Source organism: Streptomyces sp. WAC00040 (assembly GCF_056835925.1).
This window is the reverse complement of the sequence record NZ_JAKQZE010000004.1, coordinates 60,573-83,436: the sequence shown is the minus strand read 5'-3', so window position 1 is coordinate 83,436 and position 22,864 is coordinate 60,573. Positions and strand designations below refer to the sequence as shown.

At 72.4% G+C, this 22,864-nt stretch carries 23 protein-coding genes; 13 read left to right on the top strand and 10 right to left on the bottom strand.

What is annotated here, in order from left to right; genetic code table 11:
* Positions 1 to 229: 229 nt before the first annotated feature.
* From MDN94_RS31070 to MDN94_RS31050, 5 genes are all read right to left on the bottom strand, one after another.
* Positions 230 to 1,072: an alpha/beta fold hydrolase gene (locus MDN94_RS31070; RefSeq protein WP_482729189.1), complete on the bottom strand. Its 843-nt coding sequence runs from the start codon at positions 1,070 to 1,072 to the stop codon at positions 230 to 232.
* A complete protein-coding gene (locus MDN94_RS31065; RefSeq protein ID WP_482729188.1) occupies positions 1,069 to 1,554 on the bottom strand; it encodes an SRPBCC family protein in 486 nt (161 codons plus the stop codon). The genes MDN94_RS31070 and MDN94_RS31065 overlap by 4 nt, the downstream gene beginning before the upstream one ends.
* Before the next feature lie 78 nt (positions 1,555 to 1,632).
* Positions 1,633 to 3,126 carry an FAD-binding protein gene (locus MDN94_RS31060; protein WP_482729187.1) on the bottom strand — a complete coding sequence of 498 codons (1,494 nt, stop codon included), beginning with the start codon at positions 3,124 to 3,126 and terminating at the stop codon, positions 1,633 to 1,635.
* Complete coding sequence (locus tag MDN94_RS31055; RefSeq protein WP_005321909.1) at positions 3,123 to 4,109, bottom strand: 3-oxoacyl-ACP synthase III family protein; 987 nt, start codon at positions 4,107 to 4,109, stop codon at positions 3,123 to 3,125. Before MDN94_RS31055 ends, MDN94_RS31060 begins: the two co-directional genes overlap by 4 nt.
* A 15-nt stretch (positions 4,110 to 4,124) precedes the next feature.
* Positions 4,125 to 4,379: a hypothetical protein gene (locus MDN94_RS31050; RefSeq protein ID WP_005321911.1), complete on the bottom strand. Its 255-nt coding sequence runs from the start codon at positions 4,377 to 4,379 to the stop codon at positions 4,125 to 4,127.
* A 172-nt stretch (positions 4,380 to 4,551) separates the two neighbouring features.
* Between MDN94_RS31050 and MDN94_RS31045 the strand changes: the two genes are divergently transcribed.
* The 3 genes from MDN94_RS31045 (at position 4,552) to MDN94_RS31035 (ending at position 7,894) form a co-directional block, all read left to right on the top strand.
* Entirely contained in the window at positions 4,552 to 5,430 is an 879-nt protein-coding gene (locus tag MDN94_RS31045) for a class I SAM-dependent methyltransferase (protein ID WP_159682277.1), read from the top strand.
* Between the two features lie 11 nt (positions 5,431 to 5,441).
* Complete coding sequence (locus MDN94_RS31040) at positions 5,442 to 7,007, top strand: flavin-containing monooxygenase (RefSeq protein WP_482729186.1); 1,566 nt, start codon at positions 5,442 to 5,444, stop codon at positions 7,005 to 7,007.
* A gap of 131 nt (positions 7,008 to 7,138) precedes the next feature.
* Complete coding sequence (locus MDN94_RS31035) at positions 7,139 to 7,894, top strand: SDR family NAD(P)-dependent oxidoreductase (protein WP_356624051.1); 756 nt, start codon at positions 7,139 to 7,141, stop codon at positions 7,892 to 7,894.
* A gap of 458 nt (positions 7,895 to 8,352) precedes the next feature.
* Here the strand turns inward: MDN94_RS31035 and MDN94_RS31030 are convergent, their stop codons facing one another.
* Together MDN94_RS31030 and MDN94_RS31025 are read right to left on the bottom strand one after the other, a co-directional pair.
* Entirely contained in the window at positions 8,353 to 8,607 is a 255-nt protein-coding gene (locus MDN94_RS31030) for a type II toxin-antitoxin system Phd/YefM family antitoxin (protein ID WP_482729185.1), read from the bottom strand.
* Between the two features lie 147 nt (positions 8,608 to 8,754).
* On the bottom strand, positions 8,755 to 9,627 hold the full coding sequence (locus MDN94_RS31025) for an AfsR/SARP family transcriptional regulator (protein ID WP_441267156.1): 873 nt from the start codon (positions 9,625 to 9,627) through the stop codon (positions 8,755 to 8,757).
* A gap of 354 nt (positions 9,628 to 9,981) precedes the next feature.
* Here MDN94_RS31025 and MDN94_RS31020 point away from each other — a divergent pair, with 354 nt between their 5' ends.
* The 8 genes from MDN94_RS31020 to MDN94_RS30985 all read left to right on the top strand — a co-directional run bounded on the left by MDN94_RS31020 (position 9,982) and on the right by MDN94_RS30985 (position 17,623).
* Positions 9,982 to 11,199 carry an aminotransferase class I/II-fold pyridoxal phosphate-dependent enzyme gene (locus MDN94_RS31020; RefSeq protein WP_482729184.1) on the top strand — a complete coding sequence of 406 codons (1,218 nt, stop codon included), beginning with the start codon at positions 9,982 to 9,984 and terminating at the stop codon, positions 11,197 to 11,199.
* Between the two features lie 48 nt (positions 11,200 to 11,247).
* Positions 11,248 to 12,483: a beta-ketoacyl-[acyl-carrier-protein] synthase family protein gene (locus tag MDN94_RS31015; protein ID WP_441267155.1), complete on the top strand. Its 1,236-nt coding sequence runs from the start codon at positions 11,248 to 11,250 to the stop codon at positions 12,481 to 12,483.
* Complete coding sequence (locus MDN94_RS31010; protein WP_482729183.1) at positions 12,480 to 13,298, top strand: MaoC/PaaZ C-terminal domain-containing protein; 819 nt, start codon at positions 12,480 to 12,482, stop codon at positions 13,296 to 13,298. The genes MDN94_RS31015 and MDN94_RS31010 overlap by 4 nt, the downstream gene beginning before the upstream one ends.
* Entirely contained in the window at positions 13,295 to 14,629 is a 1,335-nt protein-coding gene (locus MDN94_RS31005) for an AMP-binding protein (protein WP_482729182.1), read from the top strand. The genes MDN94_RS31010 and MDN94_RS31005 overlap by 4 nt, the downstream gene beginning before the upstream one ends.
* Positions 14,626 to 14,883 carry a phosphopantetheine-binding protein gene (locus MDN94_RS31000; RefSeq protein ID WP_159682266.1) on the top strand — a complete coding sequence of 86 codons (258 nt, stop codon included), beginning with the start codon at positions 14,626 to 14,628 and terminating at the stop codon, positions 14,881 to 14,883. Before MDN94_RS31005 ends, MDN94_RS31000 begins: the two co-directional genes overlap by 4 nt.
* 2 nt (positions 14,884 to 14,885) lie before the next feature.
* Positions 14,886 to 15,932, top strand: a complete 1,047-nt coding sequence (locus MDN94_RS30995) for an anthranilate phosphoribosyltransferase (protein ID WP_482729181.1) — start codon at positions 14,886 to 14,888, stop codon at positions 15,930 to 15,932.
* A 142-nt stretch (positions 15,933 to 16,074) separates the two neighbouring features.
* A complete protein-coding gene (locus tag MDN94_RS30990; RefSeq protein ID WP_441267151.1) occupies positions 16,075 to 16,449 on the top strand; it encodes an ectoine synthase in 375 nt (124 codons plus the stop codon).
* Positions 16,450 to 16,477: 28 nt separating this feature from the next.
* A complete protein-coding gene (locus tag MDN94_RS30985; protein WP_482729180.1) occupies positions 16,478 to 17,623 on the top strand; it encodes an acyl-CoA dehydrogenase family protein in 1,146 nt (381 codons plus the stop codon).
* 31 nt (positions 17,624 to 17,654) lie between these two features.
* On the opposite strand, the gene MDN94_RS30980 is transcribed toward MDN94_RS30985, so the two are convergent.
* On the bottom strand, positions 17,655 to 19,025 hold the full coding sequence (locus MDN94_RS30980) for an MGH1-like glycoside hydrolase domain-containing protein (RefSeq protein WP_482729823.1): 1,371 nt from the start codon (positions 19,023 to 19,025) through the stop codon (positions 17,655 to 17,657).
* A gap of 728 nt (positions 19,026 to 19,753) precedes the next feature.
* On the opposite strand from MDN94_RS30980, the gene MDN94_RS30975 reads away from it, so the two are divergent.
* Complete coding sequence (locus MDN94_RS30975) at positions 19,754 to 20,455, top strand: beta/alpha barrel domain-containing protein (RefSeq protein WP_482729179.1); 702 nt, start codon at positions 19,754 to 19,756, stop codon at positions 20,453 to 20,455.
* A gap of 100 nt (positions 20,456 to 20,555) precedes the next feature.
* Entirely contained in the window at positions 20,556 to 21,407 is an 852-nt protein-coding gene (locus tag MDN94_RS30970; RefSeq protein WP_482729822.1) for an alpha/beta hydrolase, read from the top strand.
* Between the two features lie 67 nt (positions 21,408 to 21,474).
* Here the strand turns inward: MDN94_RS30970 and MDN94_RS30965 are convergent, their stop codons facing one another.
* Together MDN94_RS30965 and MDN94_RS30960 are read right to left on the bottom strand one after the other, a co-directional pair.
* Entirely contained in the window at positions 21,475 to 22,113 is a 639-nt protein-coding gene (locus MDN94_RS30965) for a DUF6875 domain-containing protein (protein WP_482729178.1), read from the bottom strand.
* Positions 22,110 to 22,709: a hypothetical protein gene (locus MDN94_RS30960; protein WP_482729177.1), complete on the bottom strand. Its 600-nt coding sequence runs from the start codon at positions 22,707 to 22,709 to the stop codon at positions 22,110 to 22,112. The genes MDN94_RS30965 and MDN94_RS30960 overlap by 4 nt, the downstream gene beginning before the upstream one ends.
* Positions 22,710 to 22,864 lie beyond the last annotated feature (155 nt).

Genomic DNA, 22,864 nt, shown 5'->3' with positions numbered 1-22,864 from the left:
TTCAGGACCCACCGAATCGCTACCAGGCGCAGCCGTCCGTGAGGTCAAGGAAGAGACGGCCGCGCCAGTTGTCGATGCACCGCACCCAGCTCAGGCTGAAGACTTGCATCCATGCAAGTGGCATGGATGCAAGTCCTTGGAGGGCAGACCTCCGCCTCCGAACATGAAGCGGCGCCGGGCCGACCGGAAGATCCGGCGGCCCGGCGCCCGCGTGCGGGGGAGCCGGCCGTCATCCCACCCGGCCGGCCACCTCCCCGACCGCCCGCACGATCGCCTCGGGGGCCTCCAGCGGCAGCATGTGGCCGGCGCCCTCGATCTCCTCGAAGCGGGCGCCCGGCAGCGCCTTTGCCACCGCCCGCCCGAGCGCCGGGGCGATGACCTTGTCGCCGCCGCCCGCCAGGACCACCGCCGGGACGGTGAGCGCGGCCAGCTGCCCGCGCAGGTCCATCCCCCGGGAAGAGGCGAACGCCTCGGACCGCACCCGCGGCGACGCGGCCGCGAACATCTGCCGGTTGACCTCCCGGGCACAGGCGTCGGCCCGCTTGCCCAGCATGTTCTGCCCCAGCAGCAGACGGCCCAGCGCCGGCCGCCGCACCGCCCACGAGAACAGAGGGCTGCCCATCATCTTCACTTCGCTGTCGGGCGTGTCCTGGTCGTGCGCGGCGGTGCCCAGCAGCACCAGACCGCCCAGCCGGGCCGCCGGCGAGACGGCGTACGCCATCGCCGCGAACCCGCCGCCCGAGTGCCCCACGACGATCGTGTCGCCGGGCGCCCCGACATGATCCAGGACCGCGCCCAGGTCCGCCCCCAGCCGGGGCACCGAGAACGGCTCCCGGCCGGACGTGGAAGCGCCGTGACCCCGCAGGTCGTACAGCACGACCCGGTGCCCGTCGCGGATCAGCCGGTCCGCGACCGTACCCCACACCCGCCGGGCCGCGGCCCAGCCGTGCGCGAGGACGACCGTGCGGCCCGACGGCGCGCCCAGCGGGGCGAGGACGCTCACCGCCAGGCGGGCGCCGTCGTCGGTGACGAGTGCGCTCTCCGTGGCGGGCGGCGCCGTCGTCGTCGTCATCGCGCCCCCTCCTTCTCCCTGGCCAGCACGCCGCCCAGGGCCGCGAACGCGGCGCTGGTGGCCTTGGAGTGCTCCGCGCCGATGTCTGCGACCTTGGCGAGCACCTTCAGCCAGCCGTGCGGACGGCCCCGGAAGTGCATGCCGAGCCGTGTGCGGCGCCCGCCGTCCAGCGGTTCGAGCAGGAAGTCGCTCGGCCCGCGGAACACCCCCTCGACGTACTCGACCGACAGTCGCCTGCCCATCTCGACAGCCGTCGTGCGTGAGGTGAACCGCAGCTTCGGACCGCCCTTGTCGACGCCCTTGGTGTGGACCGTCACCTTGACCTCGCCGCCCACCTCGTCCGGTGAACCGGACGCGGCGACGAAGGTGTTGGCCGGCACCCACCACTGCGCGCCGCCGCGGAACTCGGCGAGCAGCGCGTCCCAGACGACGTCCGGCGGAGCGTCGATGACCGCCTCGTCGATCAGGTCGTAACTCGTCATGTCCTTCTCCTGTTGGTGTACGGGTCAGGGTGCGGGCCCCGCGAAGGGCCCCGGGGACGGGGCCCGCGGCCGGACACGTCAGCCGAAGAAGCCCTGACCGGGGGTGAGGATGTTCGCCGGGTCGTAACGCCGCTTGGCCTTGTAGAACTCCTCCCAGCGGTAGCCGAAGTGAGTCCTCCAGTCGGCGGTGGTCATCCGGGGGATCGCACCGACCAGGTACCGCTTGGCACCCATCGCCACGGCCTTGTCGTACAGGCGGCGGTTCTGCTCGAGCATCTGCGAGATGTTCGGGTCGCCCGGGTTGGGGAACCGCAGCAGGTCGAAGAGGTAGCCGACGGACTCGTTCGGCTGCACCGCCAGCGGCCGGGTGATCTTGCGGGTGTAGTACGGGTAGAACAGCAGGAACCCGCCGCCCAGGTCGGAGGCGGTCAGCTCCTGCTCCACCAGCTCCATGAACGCCTTGGTCTTGGACGCCGGCAGGAACAGGCTCAGCCACGGCTTGGGCTGGAACCAGTGGCCGGTCTCCTTCAGGTAGACCTCGTAGCCGTCGAGCCGGAACATGTAGTCCCGGTAGGCGACGTCCTCGATGACGGCCTGGGCCCGGTTGTCGCGCAGTCCGGCCAGCAGGGCCGCCCGGTCGGGGACGGCGGTGCCGGAGTAGTTCGCGGCGACCTCCATCTTGTAGCGCCAGCCGGTGTCGTCGGGGCGGCGCAGCATCTCGCCGGCCTGGACGTGGAACCGGTTCTCCGCCATGACCTTCTCGCCGTCGGCGAGGTAGGTCGCCAGGTCGTCGTAGAAGAGGCTGAAGACGACCGACCGCTGGGGTGCGGGGGCGAGCTTCACCTTGGCGCGCAGGATGATCGCGGTCTGGCCGCCGCCGGACAGGATCGAGTGGAACAGGTCGGGCCGCGCCGAGGCGGAGACGGTGACGAGCTCACCGGTGCCGGTGACGACGTCCATGGAGTGGACGGTGTCGGCCAGCAGGCCGAACTTCTGCACCGTGCCGCCGATGCCGCCGATGGAGACGGTGCCGCCGATGGACAGGTGCAGGTAGTCGGGCAGCGCCGGCGGTGTCTTGCCCACCTGCAGCGCGGCGTCCGTCAGCTGCCCCCAGGTGACACCGGCCTCGACGACCGCGTTGGTCGCGTTGATGCTGAGGATCTTCGACATGGCGCGGGCGTCGATGGATATGCCGCCCTGCGGCACCGCCGCCTGGCCGTACACGGAGTGGGACTCCATGTCGTCGCCGGTGCCGCCCTGCCCGTTGACGGCGATCTTCAGCTTGTTGTTCCGGGCGTAGTTGACCATCTTGACGATGTCCTGGTCGGAACCAGGACGCAGGACCGCCCACGGCGCGGACGGCTTCAGCCGCCCGAAGTCCTGACGGAATCCGTCCAGGTCGGTCGCCGACGTGGTCAGCGTCCCGTCCAGGGCGGGCACTTGTCTGACGTCGATGTACTGGCCGCCGTCGACTTCGGCGGCCGTCGCCCACGTCTGGTTGGCGACGCTCCAGCCGACGACCGTTGCGGCGATGCCGCCCAGTACCTTGCGCCGCGAGAGTGCGTTGTTCATTTCTGTCCTCCGACCCATTCCAGCAGGACCGATCCCCAGGTCATGCCCGCGCCGAAGCCGGCCAGCAGGACCAGGTCGCCGTCGTTGATGCGGCCTTCGTCGAGTGCCTCGGTCAGGGCGATCGGGATCGACGCGGACGCGGTGTTTCCGTACTTGTGCAGATTCGTGACCAGGGCCTCGGGCCGCAGGCCCGTGTGGCTGAGGATCGAGTTGATGATCCGGATGTTCGCCTGGTGCGGGATGACGTGGCGGACGTCGGCCGCCTCGACCTTGGCGCTGGTCAGCGTCTCCCGCACCGTGCGCACGGTGTAGCGCACGGCGTTGAGGTAGATCTCGTTGCCGTTGATCTGTGCGTAGTGCAGCCCTTGGCGGACGGTCTCCTCCGTGGTCGGCATCCGGCTGCCGCCGGCCAGGACCTTGAGGCTGCCGGCGCAGCTGCCGTCGGCGCCCAGGTTCCAGCCCAGCACCGGGTCCGACGGGGCCGGCCGGAGCACCACCGCGCCCGCGCCGTCACCGACGAGGATCGACAGGTCCCGGTCGGCGGGGTTGGCGGTGAGGGTGTGGGTGTCGGAGCCGATCAGCAGGATCGGCCGCGGGTCGATCTTGATGAGTGCCATGGCCTGGACGAGGCCGTAGACGAAGCCCGCGCACTCGGAGTTGACGTCGTGCGCGCTGCCGGCGATGCCCAGTTCGTGGTGGACGAACGCGGACGTGGCCGGCGAAGGCTGTTCGGGGGTGGCGGTGGCGACGATCAGATGGGCGATGTCGCCGCCGCTCAGCCCCGCCTTGTCCAGTGCGCGCCGGCCGGCCTCGACAGCAAGGGAGGCGGTCGTCTGGCCGGGCCCGACGGCCCGGCGTTCGTGGATCCCGCACCGGCTGACGATCCAGTTCTCGTCGACGCCGAAGCGCTGCGCGAGCTCCGTGCTGGAGACCACGCGTTCGGGTACGGCCATGCCCCACCCGGTGATGTCGAAGCCGTTCACAGGACTCTCCCCTGATCAGGCCTGGGCGGGCACGAGCTGGACGATCCGGTCGTGGACGACGCGCAGCGTCGTGGTGTCGTCGATGTCGGCGAACAGCGACTCGTCGGCCGGGATGTGCGGGTACTGGTTCTGGAACCCGTACAACCACTCCATCAGGTCCAGCGAGTCGACGTCGGCGATGTGCTGGAGCGGCTGGTCCGGGTCGACCTTCTGGGCGCCGGAGACGGCCTCGAGCTGGCTCGCCAGTTCTTCGACGGTGGGCAGCGACATGGGGTTCGGTCCTCTCTCGCAAGGCTTGGGGTGTTACGCCTAGGAATCGAACCGGCAGCCGCGCAAGCGGGGCGCAACACCGCCGGCCCGGCGTCGTCTTGCACATCTGTTGCGAGCACTTCGCTTTCCTCGACCCCGACAGCCGCGCACCCCGACAGGAGTTGAGGAAGAGATGACGACGGTCGCTGACAGGTCGGTCCCCGAGGTCGACGCGATCAGGCACCACTACGAGGTGAGCAACGACTTCTACCGCCTCCTGCTGGGGCCGACGATGATGTACTCGGGCGGCTACTGGGAGGAGGGCGAGGGCCTTACCGAGGCCCTCGACGAGGCCCAGGAGCGCAAGCTCGACCGGTTCGTCGAGCTCGCCGGCGCCGCCGGCAGCCGGCGGGTGCTGGACGTGGGCTGCGGCTGGGGCACCATGCTCAACCGGCTCACCACCGTCCACGGCGTCGAGCAGGCCGTCGGCCTGACGCTCAGCCGCACCCAGGAGGCGTTCATCGCCGGCCTGGACAACCCCCGCATCACCACCCGGGTCGAGTCGTGGGAGGACCACACGACCGACGACCCCTACGACGCGGCGTTCTGCATCAACGCGCTGGAGCACTTCGTGTCCTCCACGCTCCCGCCTCGCGAGCGGACCAAGAAGTACCGGGTGTTCTTCAACAAGGTCGGCGCGGCCCTCAAGCCGGGCGGCAGGTTCGTCCTGCACACCATGACCGCGGAGGCGCTGCCGATGAACCGGCAGCTGCTGGACGACCTGAAGTTCCTCCAGCGCTCCGAGTTCGAGAACTGCCACATCCCGCACCTCCACGAGCTCACCCAGGCCGCGGAAGGCCTGTTCGACGTGGTCGAGATCGTCAACGAGCGCGAGTCGTTCGCCGTCGCCTGCCGCGCCTGGCTGAAGCTCCTGGCCGCGCGCCGGGACGAGGCCGTCGCCCTGGAGGGCGAGGAGGTCGTGGCCCGCTTCGAGCGCTACCTCGACATCTTCGCGTACACGCTCGAGGACAAGTTCTTCAACAACTTCCGCGTCACCATCGCGCGCCGCTAGAGGAGGCCCACGTGACGAGCATTCTGGAACCCGCGCGCAGCGACGGGAGTCCCTCGCCCGGCGGGCGGGCGACGGGCGGCGGCCCCACCCGGCATCTGCGCGTCGCGGTCATCGGCAGCGGCTTCTCCGGCCTGGGCATGGCGGTGCGCCTGCTGCAGAAGGGCATCGACGACTTCCTCGTCTTCGAGCGTGCCCACGAGGTCGGCGGCACCTGGCGGGACAACTCCTACCCGGGCGCGGCGTGCGACGTGATGTCGCACCTGTACTCGTTCTCCTTCGCGCAGAACCCGGGCTGGAAGTCCACGTTCGGCAAGCAGGCGGAGCTGTACGAGTACCTGCGGGACGTCGCCGACCGGTTCGGGGTCCGCCCCTACATCCGCTTCGGTCACGAACTGCTCGCCGCCCGCTGGGACGAGACCGCCCGCCGCTGGCACGTGAGCACCTCCCAGGGTGACTACACCGCCCAGGTGCTGGTGTCGGGCACCGGCTACCTCTCCGAGCCGGCCGTGCCCGCCATCGCCGGCCTTCAGGACTTCGAGGGGACGGTGTTCCACTCCTCGCGCTGGGACCACGAGCACGACCTCGCGGGCCGCAACGTCGCCGTCATCGGCACCGGCGCCTCCGCGATCCAGTTCGTGCCGAAGATCCAGCCGGAGGTGGGACGGCTGGACCTGTACCAGCGCACCCCCGCCTGGATCGGGCCGAAGAACGACAAGCCGACCAGCGCGCTGCAGTCGAAGCTGCTGCACAACGTCCCCGGCTACCAGCGCTTCCGCCGCAACTTCAACATGTGGGGCCGTGAGGTCCTGGCGTTCGTGATGAAGCGGCCCAAGGTCGCGGGCAAGATGCAGAAGATGGCCAGCGACCATCTGGCGAAGTCCGTCGCGGACGAGGAGCTGCGGGCGAAGCTGACGCCCGACTACGTGATGGCGTGCAAGCGCCTGCTGTTCTCCAACACGTGGTATCCGGCGATCCAGCAGCCCAATGTGGACCTGGTCACCGACGGCATCGACCATGTGCGGGCGAAGTCGATCGTCTCCTCGGACGGCACCGAGCGGGAGGTCGACACGATCATCCTCGGCACCGGCTTCAAGGCCACCGACCGGCCCGTCGCCGGCCGGATCACGGGCCGCGAGGGCAGGCTGCTGCGGGACGTGTGGCGCGAGGGCGGCATGGCCGCGCACCGCGGCACCACGGTCGCCGGGTTCCCGAACCTGTTCCTGCTGCTGGGCCCCAACACCACGCTGGGGCACTCCTCGCAGGTGGTGATGATCGAGGCGCAGATCGGCTACGTCATCGACGCGCTGGGACAGATGGACAAGCGCGGCCTGGCCAGTGTCGAGGTCCGCGCCGAGGCCCAGCAGCAGTGGAACGAACGGCTGCAGGGCCGGCTCGAGGGCACCGTGTGGAACGCCGGGAACTGCAAGAGCTGGTACCTGGACGAGCACGGCCGCAACCCGTCGATCTGGCCCACCTACACGTGGCGGTTCCGCCGCGCGACGCGCCGTTTCGACCTGGGCGAGTACCAGCTCGCCACCACCGTCAACGCCGGCCGTCCGGCACTGGAGAACGCCTGACGCCACGCGGCCGGCCGGCCCGCGGGCCCGTCCCGCGCGGCGGCCGGTCCTGACGGCGGATCACTTTCCCCTGCCCTGCCGGCAGGAGTCGCTTCCGCCGTGAAGTGCGGATTATCCACGGAGGTAACGCCATGAGTACGGGCCCACAGACCGGAAACCGCCCCGAGCAGCCGGTGGCGCTGGTCACCGGCGCCTCGGGAGGCCTCGGCCAGGCCCTGGCCCTCGAGCTGGACGCACTGGGTTGCAGGGTCGCCGTCCACTACAACAGCTCGAAGGACGCGGCCCGGGCCGTGCAGGACAAACTCACCAACGACTCGGTCCTCGTCAGCGGCGACGTCGGTGACTACGACGCCGTCACCGCGCTGTACCGGGAGATCGGTGAGCGCCTCGGCCCCGTCGACGTCCTCGTCAACAACGGTGCGATCCGCAAGGACGCGCTGATGGCGATGCAGAACCCGGACGACTGGGCCCAGGTCATCCGGACCAACCTGATCGGCTCGTTCCACACCGCACGCGTCGCCGTCCCGCACATGCTGCGCCAGAGGTGGGGCCGCGTCATCAACGTGGTCTCGCCCTCGGGCCTGATCGCGACCGCAGGACAGACGGCGTACTCCGCCTCCAAGGCTGGCCTGATCGGCTTCACCCGCACGCTGGCCGCCGAGTGCGGCCGGCGCGGGGTGACCGTCAACGCCCTCTCCCCGGGCTTCATGATCACCGGCATGACCAAGGACCTCCCCGACCGCGTCGTCGAGGGCATGGAGGGCAAGGCCCCCATTCCGCGCTTCGTGACCGTGGAGGAGGTGGCCCGCAGCGCGTCCCTGTTCCTCGACCAGGACTGCATGACGGGCCAGGTGATCAGCATCGACAGCGGCGTCTCCATCACCTGAGACCCGCTTTCCCGCGAGCGGCCGGCCCTGTCGCCGGCCGCTCGCCCCTGCATGGGGTGAACAACAGTCGTATTTTTTATCAGTAGTTATCTGCCCTCATCTGTGGATTCGTCCTGGACCGGGACGCGAACGCAGGCCACAACCTGGCCGCCCTCGCGGCGGCCAACAGTGAAACGGGTACCGGAGTGGCCGGAGACCCGGGCGCCACCCTGGCGGTGGTGCCGAAGCCTCGTGGAGCCAAGCAGAAGACCCGCACCGCCCGAACCCGCAAGGGGACGGGCACGCGGGCGGCTGGCGCAACACCCCGCCAGGGGACGGAAACGAGAGATCGTCGACAGGGCACCAGACGCGAGCAACCCGCGCTCTGGTGACACCGTCACGAACCTTCCCGGCGGAAACGCCCGGAATGCTGAGAGTCACTGAGACTCAAAGCAACGGCTCTCAGATGACGCGGTAGGTCACGAAGCGTCCCCGAAGACCCGGCGATGAGCTTCTTCATGAGCTACGCCGGGACCGGTCTCACCGCGCTCCTTGCGGGCCAGGTACTCCGCGGTGACCCGGTGGTACTCGAGTTCTTCCAGCTCGGCGGGGCTGATGAGCACGGCCGTGGTCTGGCCCCGGTCGGTGAGAGCGACGTGCTTCTGCTCCGCGCTGACCTGTCGGGCGAGCGCTCCCAGCTTGTTGCGCGCCGCAGTGATGGGACAGGTGTCCATGCGCAGAAGTCTGCAGTAGTGCGCACTTCTGCACGGGTCCCTGCCCGGGCCCTCCCCGCAGCCCGCGCGCCTTGGTACACGCACGCACACGGACGCCGGGCGGCCCGGCACCTGGCAGGTGCCGGGCCACCCGGCGTCGTGGCGGGCTCAGCGCGTCGGCAGCGGCGCCGCCGGTGGCGGGGTCAGGGCCTCGAACGCTCCCATCAGCAGCGGGTCCAGCGCGTCGGCCGTCATCCGCCCCGCGGGGGCCCGGCGCTGCGGGCCCGCGGGCTCGGCGCGCAGCAGTTCCAGATAGGCGGCCTGGGTCTCGGCCGCCGGGTCGATGCCCAGCTCGTCCGCGAGGACCTCCCGCAGCTGCTGGTAGGCGCGCAGCGCGTCCGCCCGGTTGCCCGCGGCGGCGTGCGCCGTCATCCGGCAGCGGTGCGCGCTCTCGCGGAACGGCGCGCGCCGTACCGCCTCGTCGGCGTAGCGCACCGCGTGGTGCTCCGCGCCCAGCGCCGACGAGGACAAGCTCGCCAGCTCCAGTGACATCAGGCGCAGTTCGTCGACCCGCTCACGAACGGCGTTGACCCACTCGCCTTCGTGCGCCGGCAGGAACGAGCCGCGCAGGTTGGACACGGCGCCCGCCGCGAGCTGGTGCGCCACCGCGTGGGCACCGTCCGCGAAGGCCGCCCTGGCTTCCGTCATCGCGGCCTCCGCCGCCTCCAGGTCGACCGCCGCGTCGTCCGGCAGTCGCAGTATGTACCGGCCGCTCTGTGCGATCAGGGGCGTCCCGCCCGGCTTCTGCTGCGGGCCGGTGACATAGGCGCGGACCCGGCTCACCACACTGCGCAGCGCGGAGGCCCACGTGTCGGGCAGCCCTTCCGGCCACACGGTGTCCGCGAGCTGGTCGCGGCTGGTTCCCGACGTTCGCTCCAGTATCAGTCGAGCGAAGGCCACTTGGGCCTGCGCGCTCGACAGATGCTGGGGCGCCGTCCCGTCGTGTTCGATGGTGACAAGACCTACGAGTCTGATCAGCAACGCTGAGTCCCCCAAGACTTCGGCTGCACGCGGTCATCGCACGTGCGGGGGCGCGATTTTCAGGAAAGGGAGGCCGCGAATTCGCGCCCCGGCTTCGCAGCCAGATCTCTGTTCGTACTCACTTTCCCGTGGATTCGACCGTACCGGCCAATTGTCGCCACATTCAACCGTGGCCAAAAACATACCGGGGGGAATAACTGGGAATCAGCGCCTCCGGTATTCGACCTGAAGGTCGACTTCCCCCGCCGGCAAGGGAATTGCGGTGCCGAAAACCGTGTTGCGCCCGCCTTGCGGCCCGGCGCATAGAAAGGACGGCGCGCCTGGAGCAACCGAGAAGTGGATGAGGAGACGCACGTGAACGCATCTGGAGGATGGGAACGCCTCGAGCCGAAGCTGGCGGCAACACGGCGCCGCGTCCAGGCACTCGAATGGGAACCCGACCGCCGCAACAGCTTCGTCGCCTACACCGTCGAACGCGACAGCGCCTACGCCGACCTCGACGGCCGCCGGCTGCTGATGATGTCCGGCTACAGCTACCTCGGCCTGGCCGGCGACGAACGTGTCGTCGCCGCCGCCAAGGCCGCCGTCGACCTCTACGGCACCGGCAACCACGGCGTGCGCGCCCTGGCCGGATCCATCCCCCTGCACGAGGAACTCGAGGCAGAGGTCGCCCGGTTCGCCGACCGCGAGTCGTCCATGGTCTTCGGCTCCGGCTACGCCGCCAACACCGGCACCGTCGGCGGCCTCGTCGGCCCCGGCGACACCGTCTTCATCGACAAGTACGACCACGCCTCCATCGTCGACGGCTGCCGCCTCTCCGGCGCCACCGTCACCCGCTTCCGCCACAACGACGTCGACCACCTCGAGCGCCGGCTGCGCGCCGCGAGCCCCGACGGGGTACGGCTCGTCATCGTCGACAGCGTCTACTCCATGGACGGCGACATCGCCCCGCTGCCCGAGCTGCGCAAGGTCTGCGACGAGCACAACGCCCTCCTCATGGTCGACGAGGCCCACGCGCTCGGCGTCATCGGCGCCACCGGCCGCGGCATCGAGGAGCACTTCGACTGGCAGGCCAGGGTCGACGTCAAACTCGGCACCCTCTCCAAGGCCATCCCCTCCATGGGCGGCTGGGTCGCCGGCCCCGCCGAACTCATCGGCCACCTGCGCTACGCCGCACGCCCCTTCCTGTTCTCCGCCGCCCTCGGACCCGCCCAGGCCGCCGCCGCCCTGGAGTCGCTGCGCATCCTGCAGCGCGAACCCGAACGCGTCGCCCACATCCAGCACCAGTCCGCCCGCCTGCGGAAGATCATCAACGCCGAGGGGCTGCGCACCCAGGACAGCGAGACCGCCGTGCTGCCGCTCATCGCCGGCTCCGACGACGCCGCCTACGACCTGGCCACCACCTGCCGCAAGAACGGCGTCATCGGCCTGCCCGTGGTCACCCCCGCCGTCCCCAACGACCTCGCACGCCTGAGGATCGCGGTCACCGCCCGCCACACCGAGGCCGACATCGACTTCGCGGCCCAGGCGTTCCTCACCTCCGCCCGCGAGTGCGGCATCCTCCCGGCCTGAAGAGGGCCGGCCCGTACACCGAAGGCAGACAGGAACGGGAAACCAACCATGGCAACCTCCACCCCACCCCCGGTCGTGATCACCGGCATCGGCGTGGTCACACCGGCGGGCTGCACCCCGGACGCACTGTGGGCCGCGCTGCGCGCCGGCCGCTCCACCGCGGCCCGCCTCACCCACCTCGACCTCGACCGCCACCGGGTACGGATCGGCTGCCGCGTCAGCGGACTCGACGACGTCGGCCTCGTCGGCGCCAAGGACGCCCGCCGGATGGACCCGTTCGCCCTGTACGGAACGACGGCCGCCCTCGCCGCCCACCGCGACGCGGGCGCCCCCGCCCCCGACCCGCACCGCACCGCCGTCGTGGTGGGCAACGCGGTCGGCGGACGGGCCACCAGCGACCTGGAGTCCGCCCACTTCTCCGAACACGGCCCGCACCGCGTCAACCCGCTGATGCCGCTGATGACGATGCCCAACGCGGCCGCCGCCCAGATCGCCATGCGCCTCGCCTGGACCGGCCCCGCCACCACCATCGCCACCACCTGCGCCAGCGGCGCCGACGCCATCGGCCAGGCGCGGCTGCTGCTGCAGACCCACCGCGCCGACGTGGTCATCGCCGGCGGCTGCGAGTCCACCCTCACCCCCGTCACCCTCGCCGGGTTCGGCAACCTCAACGCCGTCTCCCTGCGCAACGACGAACCCGAGCAGGCCAGCCGCCCCTTCGACGCGGACCGCGACGGGTTCGTGATGGGGGAGGGCGCCGGCTTCGTCGTCCTCGAACGCGCCGACGACGCCCGCGCCAGAGGCGCCCGCCCCTACGCCGAGGTCGCCGGCTACGGCGCCACCTGCGACGCCCACCACCTGTCGATGCCCCTGCCCGACGGCTCCGGGGCCGCCGGTGCCATGACCGCCGCCCTCGCCGACGCCGGTCTCACCCCCGCGGACATCGCCCACATCAACGCCCACGGCACCTCCACACCTCACAACGACCGGGCCGAAGCAGCCGCCCTGGCCAAGGTGTTCGGCACCGCCTGCCCGCCGGTCACCGCACCCAAGGGCGTCCTCGGCCACCTGATCGGCGCCGCCGGCGCCGTCGAGGCCGTCGCCGCCGTCCTCGCCATGCGCGAGCGCGAGGTACCGCCCACCGCCAACCACCACCGCCTGGAGCCAGGAATGGACATCGACGTGGTCCACCACCGTCCCCGAACCATCGCCTCCGGGCCCGCCCTGTCGAACTCCTTCGGCTTCGGCGGCCACAACGCCGCACTGGTGGTGGCGCCGGTATGACGACGACCCCCGCCCTCGCCCGCACCGCGGAGCGCACCGCGAGCGCCGCCGAGATCGACGCCTACCGCACCGCCGTCCGCCCCGGCCTGCCGCCGGCGGCGAGCGGCGACGCCTCACCCGTGCACACCTTCGTCCTCGCCCACACACTCGCCGACAAGGCCGTGCGCGCGCTGACCGCGGGGGAGGAGACCACCTCCGTCGTCCACCTCGGCCAGGACATCCGCCTCGAGCGGCCCGTGCGGCCCCGCGAACAGGTCACCGTCCACCTCGACGTCACCGGCGCCCGCCGCGAGGCCCGCGGCACCCGCATCGCCGTACGCAGCCGCCTCACCGGCGATGACGGCACCGCCTTCGCCGAACTCACCACCCACGCCCTGCTCCTGGGCGCCAAGGGCACCGAACCGTTCGGCGACATCCCCCCGGCCGCCGCCCCCGGCCCCGCCGGCCCCGGCGGCGAGCCGGCCACCGCCCGCCACACCCTCACCGAGGAAACGATCCGCGCCTACGCCCACGCCTCCGGCGACCTCAACCCCATCCACCTCGACGCGGAAGCCGCCCGCGCCGCCGGCTTCGACACCGTCATCGCCCACGGCATGAGCGTCGTCGCCCTGGCGCTGGAGGAGATCGCCGACCGCTACGCCGACGGCGACATCGCCCGCATCCACGCCGTCGGCGGCCGCTTCTCCGCCCCCGTGGCGCCCGGCGTCCCCCTCGACATCGCCCTCCAGCCCGACGACACCCGCACCGTGGTGCGCTTCACCTGCCGCACCCCGGACGGACCCGCCGTGAAAAGCGGCTGGGCCCAACTGCGATGAACGCCCCCGCCGGCCTCGTCGCCGGCTTCCTCACCCAGGTGCGCCACCACCCCGACGCCACCGCCCTGATCCACGGCGGCGAACACACCACCTACCGCGCCCTGTACGAGGCGGCCGGCCGTGAACGCGAACGCCTCGCGGTGCTGGGCACCGCACCCCACGACACCGTCGGCGTCCTCGCCCGCACCTCACCCGGCGCGATCGCCCTGGTCCTGGCCGGCCTGCTGTCCGAGCGTCCCCTTCTGCTGCCCTCCCCGGCACCGGCCGGCCGACTCGCCGACCTGGCCGCCCAGGCAGGCTGCGCCCGCGTCCTGGTCCCCGCCGGCGAAGTACGCCCCGTCCGCCTGCCGCCGTCGGCGGCAGGCGCGCTGCCCGACCCGCCCGGCGAACGGCCCGCCCTGCTGTTCACCACCTCCGGCACCACCGCGCCGCCCAGGATCGTGCCGCTCGCCCGCACCGCCGTGGACCGCTTCACCACCTGGGCCGCCCGCCGCTTCGGCATCGGCCCCGGCACCACCGTCCTCGGTGCCGGCACCCTCGCCGCAGGCTCGAGCCTCCTCGACCTGTGGACCCCCCTCGCCGCCGGCGCCACCGTCGTCCTCGCCGAACCCGGCCGGGCCGCGGACACCACCGCCCTGCTGGAACTCCTCACCACCCACGACATCCATGTCGTGGCCGCCCGCCCCACGCTCTACGGGCCGCTCACCGACGCCGCCCGCGCAGCCGGCGCCACCCTGAACGGCGTCCGCCACGCCGTGCTCACCGGCCGCGCCCTGCCCGACCGCACCGTCGCCGCGCTGCCGCGCCTGTTCCCCGGCGCACGCCTGCACAACCTCTACGGCTGCACCGAGACCGGCCCCAGCCTCGTCCACGAGACCGGCCCCGGAGCCACCGTCTTCCCGCCCGTCCCCGTCGGCCGGCCCCTGCCCGGCGTGCGGACCCTCCTCATCGGCGCCCACAGCACACCCGTCCACGGCCCCGGCACCGGCGAACTGTACGTCTCCACCCCCTTCCAGTCGCCCGGCCACCTCGGCCGCACCGCCCACCGCGACCCGTTCACCGCCCACCCCCTGGGCGCCGACGACGGCCGCACCTGGTTCCGCACCGGCGACCTGGTCCGCCGCGACGCCGACGGCCTGCTCCACCTGACCGGCCGCGCCGGCGACGCCCGGACCACCGTCCGCGGCACCCGGCACCGGACCGGCACGCCCGCCCCCGCCGCCCGGCGGGTCACCGCCGCACAACGGCCCCCCGCCACCACCCGACGGGCCGGACGCGCCGCGCCCGGCCGACCGCACGAACCGATCCCAGTCCAAGGAAGGACGTCATGAGCCACAACGACACCATCAAGAAGTTCGTCATCGAGGAATTCCTGCCCGACCTTGGTGTCCACGAGCTTGCCGACGACCACGACCTGCTCTCCGACGGCGTCATCGACTCCCTCGGCGTGCTCAAGCTCATCGCCTGGGTCGAGGACCACTTCCAGCTCGCCGTCGGCGACGCCGACCTGGACCCCGACAACTTCCGCAGCGTGCGCGCCATCGACGCCTTCATCGAGGACGCCCGCCAGGGGGTGAGCAGCTAGCCATGCATCCCGCGCTCACCGGCCTGCTCGCAGGCGCCCCGGTGACCGAGCGCGAGACCTGGCGATCACTGTGGGACCGGCTCGGTGACGGCACGCTCGAAAAGGAGCAGGCCGTCGCCCTGCTGGCCTCCCTGACCACCAGCCTCCCCGGCCACCAGACCCTTGACGCCCTGCTGGAGACCCTGCGGGAGCGCAGAACCACGCCCCCGCCCGGCCCCTGGCCCGGCACCGTCAACATCGTCGGCACCGGCGGAGGACCCGCCACCTTCAACATCTCCACCGCCGCCGCGGTCACCGCCGCGGCCACCGGCGTACGGGTCGTCAAGACCGGCTCCCGCGCCTACACCTCCAGCCTCGGCTCCGTCGACCTGCTGGAGCGGCTCGGGATCCGCCTGACCGCCTCCTACGGGCAGACCGAGCAGATGCTCGAGCGGCACGGCATCGCGTTCGCCGGCCCGTTCGTCTACCCGGCCGAACTGACCCGCCTGGCCCGCACGGTGGCACCGCTCGGCATGAAACCGTTCGGCCGCTTCCTCAACGCGCTGGGCCCCTTCCTCGCCGACCTGCCGGTCACCGCCCAGGTCACCGGCGTCAGCGCCGCCATGCCGCTGCCCGTGCTGCGCGAACTCGCCCGCACACTCCCCGGCCGGCGGATCTGGCTGACCTCCAACGACCAGGGGGCCGACGAGCTCCTCGGCTTCGCCGACAACACCGTCCACCTCGACGACGGCAGCGTCCGGCGGCTCCCACCCGGCGAACTCGTCGCCCCCGGCGGCGGATTCGACGACCTGCGCCCGGTGCCGCCCGCCGACGCCGCGGACCACTTCCTCGCCGTCCTCGCCGGCACCGCCCACCCCGCCGCCACCGACACCGTGTGCCTCAACGCCGCGGCCCTCGTCCTCGCCTCCGGCCACCCGGGCGACTGGCCGAGCGCGCTCGCCGCCACCCGCGAGGCCGTCGCCTCCGGCGCCGCCCGCGCCCTGGCCGACCGGCTGCGCACCGCACCACGCACCCCCGCCCCGGCGGCGGGCGCACCCGCCGTCCGATGAACCCGCCGCATCCGCGGCGCCCCCATGCGTCCCCGCCGGCCGCCGGCCGCGGGGCCGGGACACGAGCAGTGGCCGCCGGCCACCCCCGGGTCCTTCCCAGCGTGCGGCACCGCGCCGCACACGACCCAGATCGGAGTTGACCATGATCATCCGCGACATCGAGGACGTGAAGACCGTCGACTGGGGCAACGGAGTCAGCCGCCGCTTCCTCCTCGCCTCCGACGGCGTCGGGTACTCGCTCACCGACACCGTCGTCCTGGCCGGCACCAAGTCCCGCCTCGAATACCGCAACCACCTCGAGGCCTGCTACTGCATCGCCGGCTCCGGAGAGGTCATCGAGCTCGACGGCACCTCCCACCCCATCACGCCGGGCCGCATGTACGCGCTCGACAAGCACGACGCCCACTACCTGGTGGCCAGCCCCCACGAGGACCTGCGGCTCGTGTGCGTCTTCAGCCCGGCCCTCAACGGCGACGAGACCCACAGTCTCGACGAGCACGTCTCCTCCGCGTACTGATGACGCGAAACCCTTGAAGGGATCCGAAGTGATCCGATGGAACACCGAACAGGCCGAGCTCCGCGAAGGTCTGGCACGGTGGGGCGAGGCGCTCAGCGCCGACCACATAGAGCTGGACGAGCAGGCCACCTTCTCCTGGGACAAGTGGAAGCTGATCCAGAAGACCGGCATCCTCGCCCTGCCCTTCGAGGAGGAACACGGCGGCCTCGGGCAGTCCCTCCTCACCACCATGTACGTCCTCGAAGGCCTCGGGGAGCACTGCCAGGACGCCGGCCTGAACTTCTCGGTGACCACCACCCTGGCCAGCACCGGCATCCCCCTCACCCGGTTCGGCACACCCGAACAGAAAGAGAGGTACCTGCCCCAGATCTGCTCCGGCGAGGCGATCGGCGCCCACGCCATCACCGAGTCCGAGGGCGGCTCGGACGCGATGGCGATGACCACCCGCGCCGAACGCGACGGCGACCACTTCGTGCTGAACGGCAGCAAGACGTTCGTCAGCAACGGTCCCGTCGCCGACGTGTTCGTCGTCTACGCCCGCACCCGCCCCGACGGCGGAGCGCTCGGTGTCAGCGCGTTCCTCGTGGACCGCGACACCCCCGGCCTCACCGTCGGCAAGCCGATCAAGAAGATGGGACTGCGGACCTCGCCGCTCAGTGAGCTCTACTTCGACGGCTGCCGCATCCCCAAGACCCGGGTACTGGGCCGGGTCGGCGGCGGGTTCATCGTCCTCGACCACGTGATGAAACGGGAGGTCCTCTTCTCCTTCGTCGTCAACGCGGGCGAGATGCAGCACCGGCTGGACCGCTGCATCGAATACGCGAAGACCCGCCGTTCCTTCGGCAAACCCATCGGCTCCTACCAATCGATCGCCAACAAGATCGTCGACACCAAGATCGGCCTGGAGACAGCCCGCAAATGGCTGTACGACACCGCCCAGCGCCTCGACGACGGCGAGAACGTCACCATCGACCTGGCCATCGCCAAACTCCTCACCAGCCAGGCCAATGTGGCCAGTTCCCTGGCCGCCGTGCAGATCTTCGGCGGGCACGGATACATGTCCGAGTACGGGCTCGAGCAGGGCGTGCGCAACGCGGTCGGCGGCACGATCTACTCGGGCACCAACGAGATCCAGTACAACCGCATCGCCTCGATGCTGGGCCTGGGCACCTGACAGCATCCCCGCCCTCCGGGGCGGGGAACGGTCACTCCCCGGCCTCCGCCACCGCGGCCGCCGCACCGGCCGCGGTACCGGCCTGCGCACCCGCCTTCGCCTGCGCGGACGGGCCGGAGCGGGCCAGCAGATCGAGGACGACGGAAGCGGTCCAGCTGAAGCCGGCCGCCCCACGCGCCTGCCCGGTGTGCGGATCGACGTACTCGGCGAAGCCGGAACCACCGGCGAAGGCGAGCACCGCCTGCTCCAGGGCGTCGGCCAGGCCCGCCTCGCCGTGCTGCCGCAGCCCCCGCTCCAGGAGCCAGTTCACGTTGAACCAGGCCGGCCCGCGCCAGTAGCGGGACGCGTCGAACGCAGGGCCCCGCAGGTCGTAGCTGGGCACCAGGCCACAGACCGAACCGAGCCCGAAATGCGGCCCCGTCATGGTGCCCACCAGAGCCTGCGCGACGGGCCCGGGAAGCGAGGGAAGCGCCAGCGGCAGCAGACCGGTGACGCTCCTGTCGCGCAGCAGGGCGCCGGTGCGCACGTCCCGGCACAGGAACATCCCCGCCTCCTCGTCCCACAGCCGCTCCACCAGCGCGGCGGTCAGCCGCTGCGCCCGCGACCGGTGCGGCGAGGAGTCCCGCCCCAGCTCGCCGGCGATGGCCGCCAGGGCATGCTCCGACAGGGCGAGCAGCGCGTTGAACCCGGGGTCCTCGACGACGAACGCGTGCTCCGTGCCCGCGTCGCGGTAACCGTGGTCCCGGTAGTGCGCGGCCAGAGCGACGTACCGGCCGTAGTCCAGATCGGTGGGCCGGTCCGCACGGTCGCCGTGACCGAGGTCGGCCCGCCGGAAGGAACCGGCCGGGGCCGGTTCCACCCGCTCGAGGGGCTCGTCCCAGCAGGGACTGTTGTCCATGCCGGGCTCCCACGGGTGGAGCACGGCCGCCAGCCCCCGGCCGCCGAAATCGCGGCAGCGCAGCAGATAGTCGTGCCAGGCCACCAGCGCGGGCCACGCCCGCTCCAGGAAGCCCCGGCGGCGTGAGGCGCCCGGGTCGCTGCGGTGGACCAGCCAGGCGGCCAGCGCGTGCACGGGCGGCTGCACGATGCCGGACGTCTCCGTCGCGGCCGGGGCGCCCGCCGCCCGGCCCGCCGTGGAGGACCGCCAGAAGTCGGGGCTCGGGAAGTACGCACCGAGCGGCACGGCCGGGTTGAAGACGATGTGCGGGATGCGCCCGTCGGCCCACTGCGCGGCCAGCAGCGTCTCCAGCTCGCGCTGGGCACGCTCGGGCGACAGATGACGCAGCCCGATGGCGATGAACGCCGAGTCCCAGCTCCACTGGTGCGGATACAGGGCGGGGGAGGGGACGGTCGAAGCCCCCGTCCAGTTGCCCACCAGCACCTGTGCGGCCCGCCGGCGCAGCTCCTCGAGCCCGGCGTCCGGAGCCGCGGCGACGGCCTGCGCGGGCCCGGCCTGCGGCGGGACCACGCCCTGCGCGGGACCTGGCTGCGGCGGGGGGACCTGGGCCCCGGCAGGGACCTGCGGGGGGCCGGCCTGCGGCGGGACGAGGTGGCTGTGCGGCCCGGAGGCGTCGGCGGGAAGCTCACCGGGCGGCAGGGGCGCCTTCGGAGCGGCCTGCCCGGGAACGAGCGGGCCGCGGACGCGTTCCACCAGGGAGCTCCAGATGCTCGGGACCGCACGCAGCGGAGGACAGCGACAGGGTATGCGCCGCCCCTGCGGGAATCACCACCCCCGCACAGTGACATTCCCGACATAAACTCCCCGCGGATGTGCGGCCGGCCCCACGCGCCCCGGGCGGCCCGCCCGCGCGTCCAGTCGCCTCCCCACGCGCCCCGGGCGGCCCGGCCGGGGCTCGGCCCGCCTCACCACGCGCCCCGCAACACCGGCGCAACGCCCCGCCCGCCTGCCCCGCCCGCACTTCCCGCGCGCCGGGCGGACCCGCCCGCGGACCCCTTGCATCCCGCTTGCCCCCGGCACGCTTTGCTGCCCTGAGGGCCCCCGGCGCTCCGGCGCAGTGCCGGTGCCCTCCACCGGCACTGCGCCCCCGCTCCGGTGCGCCGGTCCACCCTGCCTTTCCGGCGGCCGGGCCGGCACACCGCACCGCACCTCTCGCACGCGAAGGAGCCCCCATGACGTCGTCCCGCTTCATCGAAGCCCTGCTCGGCGCCGAACGCCCCCTGGTCATGGAGGTCAAGCGGCGCGACGCGCACGGCATCGACCTCATGTCGGGCCGCACGCCCGCCGACATCGTCGCCGGCTACGAGGCGGCCGGCGCCCCCTGTATCTCCGTGGTGACCGGACGCTGGTTCGGCGGCACCCCCGACCTCCTGCGCGACGTCGCCCGCCTCACCGAACTCCCACTGCTCCAGAAGGACTTCATCACCCGTCGCGACCAGCTCGAGACCGCCAGGACCCTCGGCGCGTCCGCGGTGCTGCTCACCGCCGCGCTGCTGCCGGCCTCCAGCATGCGCTCCCTGGTGACCGCCGCCCTGCGCACCGGCCTCACCCCGTTCGTCGAGATCACCGGCGAGGCCGAGCTCGGACACGTCCCGCACGCCGACGAGTGCGTGATCGCCGTCAACAACAAGGACATCAAGACCCGAGAACAGGACACCGGCGACATCGGCCGCAGCCTCGCGCTGCTGCCCGCCCTGACCGCCGCCGGCACCCCCTGCCCGGTCAGCGCCAGCGCGATCGACACCCCCGAGACCGCCGCCCGCCTGCTGCGGGCCGGCTACCGGGGCCTGCTCATCGCCACCGCACTGCTGCGCACCGAGGACCTGCACGCCTGGCCCACCGTCAGCAGCGCCCGCCATGCCCCGGCCGCCTGAACCCCCCGCCGCGCCCGTACCTGCGCCCCGGGCGGCAGCCGCCCCCGCCGGGCCCGGGCCCGCCGCCCGGCCGGGGACGGCGGCCGCCGCGAGCCAGGGCGTGCGGATCGAGGAGATCACCCTCGACGCCGGCGCCCTTCAGCTGTCCGCCCTGTACGCGAGACCCCACCCGGCCGCCGGTGAGCCACGGGCCGTCGTCGTCGCCGTCCACGGCCTCGGCATGCACGCCCGCTACTTCCACTCACCCGCCCACCCCGATCTGTCCCTGCTCACCCTCGCCGCGCGCCTCGGCCACCCGGTCCTCGCCGTCGACCGCCCCGGCCACGGCCGCCTCGCCGCCCGCCACCCGGACGGCCAGCCGCTCGCCGAGCAGTCCGCGACCCTGCACCGGGCCCTCGCCGCGTTCGCCCGGGAACACCCCACCGGCGCCGGGTTCTTCCTCATCGCCCACTCCTACGGCGGGAAGCTCGCCCTGCACGCCGCGGCCGACGACACCGACGACACCCTGATCGGCCTCGACATCTCCGGCCTCGGCGACCACTACGCCCCCGCCGCCCGCGGCTTCCCCGCCACCCTCGGCGGTGGTGCCTGGGGTCTCAACTGGGGCCCCATGCACCTCTATCCGCCCGGCACCTTCCAGGGCGCCCGCGACCTGATGGCCCCCACCCCGCGCCGCGAGGAGCACGACCCCGGCCCACCCTGGCCGCTGCGCTACCGGCAGCTCGCCCCCCGCGTGCGGGTGCCCGTACGCCTCACCTTCGCCGAGCACGAACAGTGGTGGCACACCGACGACGCCGCCCTCACCGCGATGGCCGCCCGCCTCAGCGCCTCCCCGCGGGTCCGCGTCGACCGCCAGGAGGCGGCCGGCCACAACATCAGCCTCGGCTGGGCCGCCCGCCCCTACCATCTGCGCGCCCTCGCCTTCCTCGAGGAATGCTGCCCCAACCGCTGACCGCCCACCGCACGACGCTGCCCCGGCCCCTTGAGACAGGGACCGGGGCAGCAGCGTTTTCCACTGGTCAGGACACCACCCGGCTCACCAGCTCGTCCCGCATCCGCGCCGGGATCCCCGGCGCGAACTGCCGCAGATAGTGCGACAGATGCAGATCCGTGTTCACCAGGAACGGCAGGTCGAACACCAGCAGCCGGCGCACCGCCAGCAGCGGCACCGGCGAACGCAACGGCCGGAAGTCCTCGTTCCACAGGCCCGGCTCCGCACACACCGGATGGAACTGGCCGATCATCAGCCCCTCGGCGACGAACTCGTCCTTCGCCGCCCGCTGCAAAGCGTCCAGCGGCGCCGAGTCCGACCGGTCCAGATGCGGCAGCACCATCAGCAGCGTGAGCAGCTCCCGCTCCTCCGCGTCCAGGTCCACCGCCAGCTTCTCGTACCAGACCCGCAGATGCGCCACCGCGTCGGCGAGATCGGCCTCCTCCGTCCCCCCTGCCGGCACGGCCAGCAGGAACAGGTCACGGCGCAGCGACGGCTGCGTGTACGGGCACACGGGGCCGCTGCGGCCCAGCGCCGGATGCCCGCTCACCAGGAACTCGCGGCTCCATTCCAGTACCTGCCGCAGCGGCCCGGCATGCTCCGGCGGCACCGTGTCCTGCTCCACCTCGGAGGCGGAGAAGATTCTCAGCGTCTCGTCGCCCCTCACCGCGGATCCCTCCACAGCGGCTCCAGCGACGGCCCGCCGGGCAGCGTGAGCGCCGGCCCGGCCGACGTGAAGCCGTGCCGCAGGCACGCCGCCCGCCCGCCGGGCGAACTCGCCTCCGTGTACACGCCGACGCCCTGGGCGTCCGCCCACGACGTCACCTCACCCACCAGCGACGCCAGCACACCCGCGCCGCGCGCCCGGGGGGACACCGCACCGAACGACAGGTAGTAATGCGGCCGGCCCACCGGATGGTGCGCCGCCTGAAGAGCGGTGATCTCCGCCAGCCGGGCCGCGTCCTCGCCCAGCACCTGGGCGAACTGCCGCCCGTAGGCGTCACCGTGCCGCTCCACCTCCTCGAAGCCGCCCGGCGGCAGGAACGTCATCACCGCATCCCGCCCGGCGGTGGTGCGCACCGAGTCGAACGCGAGCGACATGGAAAGGAACACCCGGAAGAAACCGGGCAGCACCGCGGCGCGGCGCCCGTCGTCGGGAGTGATCCACCGGGCGAGGGGATCATCGAAGAAAGCATCGGCCAGCAGCGCGGCCAGCACATCGGAATCGGACCGCGACGCGGGCCTCCCGACACGCGCAGGCACCACCGGAACTGTTGACGAGGACAAGGGACCCATCCCTCCAAAGAGAACGGCGCCGGCCGTCCGCGCCCCGCACGCCCCGCCCCGCGGGCCCGGCCGGGCTCACGGGCCCCGCCGCCGGCCCGCCGCGCCGCCGGCGCCGGACACGGCACAAGCCG

Bases quoted from the DNA above. Each gene is read 5' to 3' on its own strand.
- MDN94_RS31005 (WP_482729182.1), top strand. From the start codon at position 13,295: ATGAACGCCCCCGCCGGCCTCGTCGCCGGCTTCCTCACCCAGGTGCGC.
- MDN94_RS31030 (WP_482729185.1), bottom strand. From the start codon at position 8,607: ATGGACACCTGTCCCATCACTGCGGCGCGCAACAAGCTGGGAGCGCTC.
- MDN94_RS31050 (WP_005321911.1), bottom strand. From the start codon at position 4,379: ATGTCGCTGCCCACCGTCGAAGAACTGGCGAGCCAGCTCGAGGCCGTC.
- MDN94_RS31010 (WP_482729183.1), top strand. From the start codon at position 12,480: ATGACGACGACCCCCGCCCTCGCCCGCACCGCGGAGCGCACCGCGAGC.
- MDN94_RS30995 (WP_482729181.1), top strand. From the start codon at position 14,886: ATGCATCCCGCGCTCACCGGCCTGCTCGCAGGCGCCCCGGTGACCGAG.
- MDN94_RS31000 (WP_159682266.1), top strand. From the start codon at position 14,626: ATGAGCCACAACGACACCATCAAGAAGTTCGTCATCGAGGAATTCCTG.
- MDN94_RS31070 (WP_482729189.1), bottom strand. From the start codon at position 1,072: ATGACGACGACGACGGCGCCGCCCGCCACGGAGAGCGCACTCGTCACC.
- MDN94_RS30975 (WP_482729179.1), top strand. From the start codon at position 19,754: ATGACGTCGTCCCGCTTCATCGAAGCCCTGCTCGGCGCCGAACGCCCC.
- MDN94_RS31035 (WP_356624051.1), top strand. From the start codon at position 7,139: ATGAGTACGGGCCCACAGACCGGAAACCGCCCCGAGCAGCCGGTGGCG.
- MDN94_RS31045 (WP_159682277.1), top strand. From the start codon at position 4,552: ATGACGACGGTCGCTGACAGGTCGGTCCCCGAGGTCGACGCGATCAGG.
- MDN94_RS30990 (WP_441267151.1), top strand. From the start codon at position 16,075: ATGATCATCCGCGACATCGAGGACGTGAAGACCGTCGACTGGGGCAAC.
- MDN94_RS31065 (WP_482729188.1), bottom strand. From the start codon at position 1,554: ATGACGAGTTACGACCTGATCGACGAGGCGGTCATCGACGCTCCGCCG.
- MDN94_RS31060 (WP_482729187.1), bottom strand. From the start codon at position 3,126: ATGAACAACGCACTCTCGCGGCGCAAGGTACTGGGCGGCATCGCCGCA.
- MDN94_RS31015 (WP_441267155.1), top strand. From the start codon at position 11,248: ATGGCAACCTCCACCCCACCCCCGGTCGTGATCACCGGCATCGGCGTG.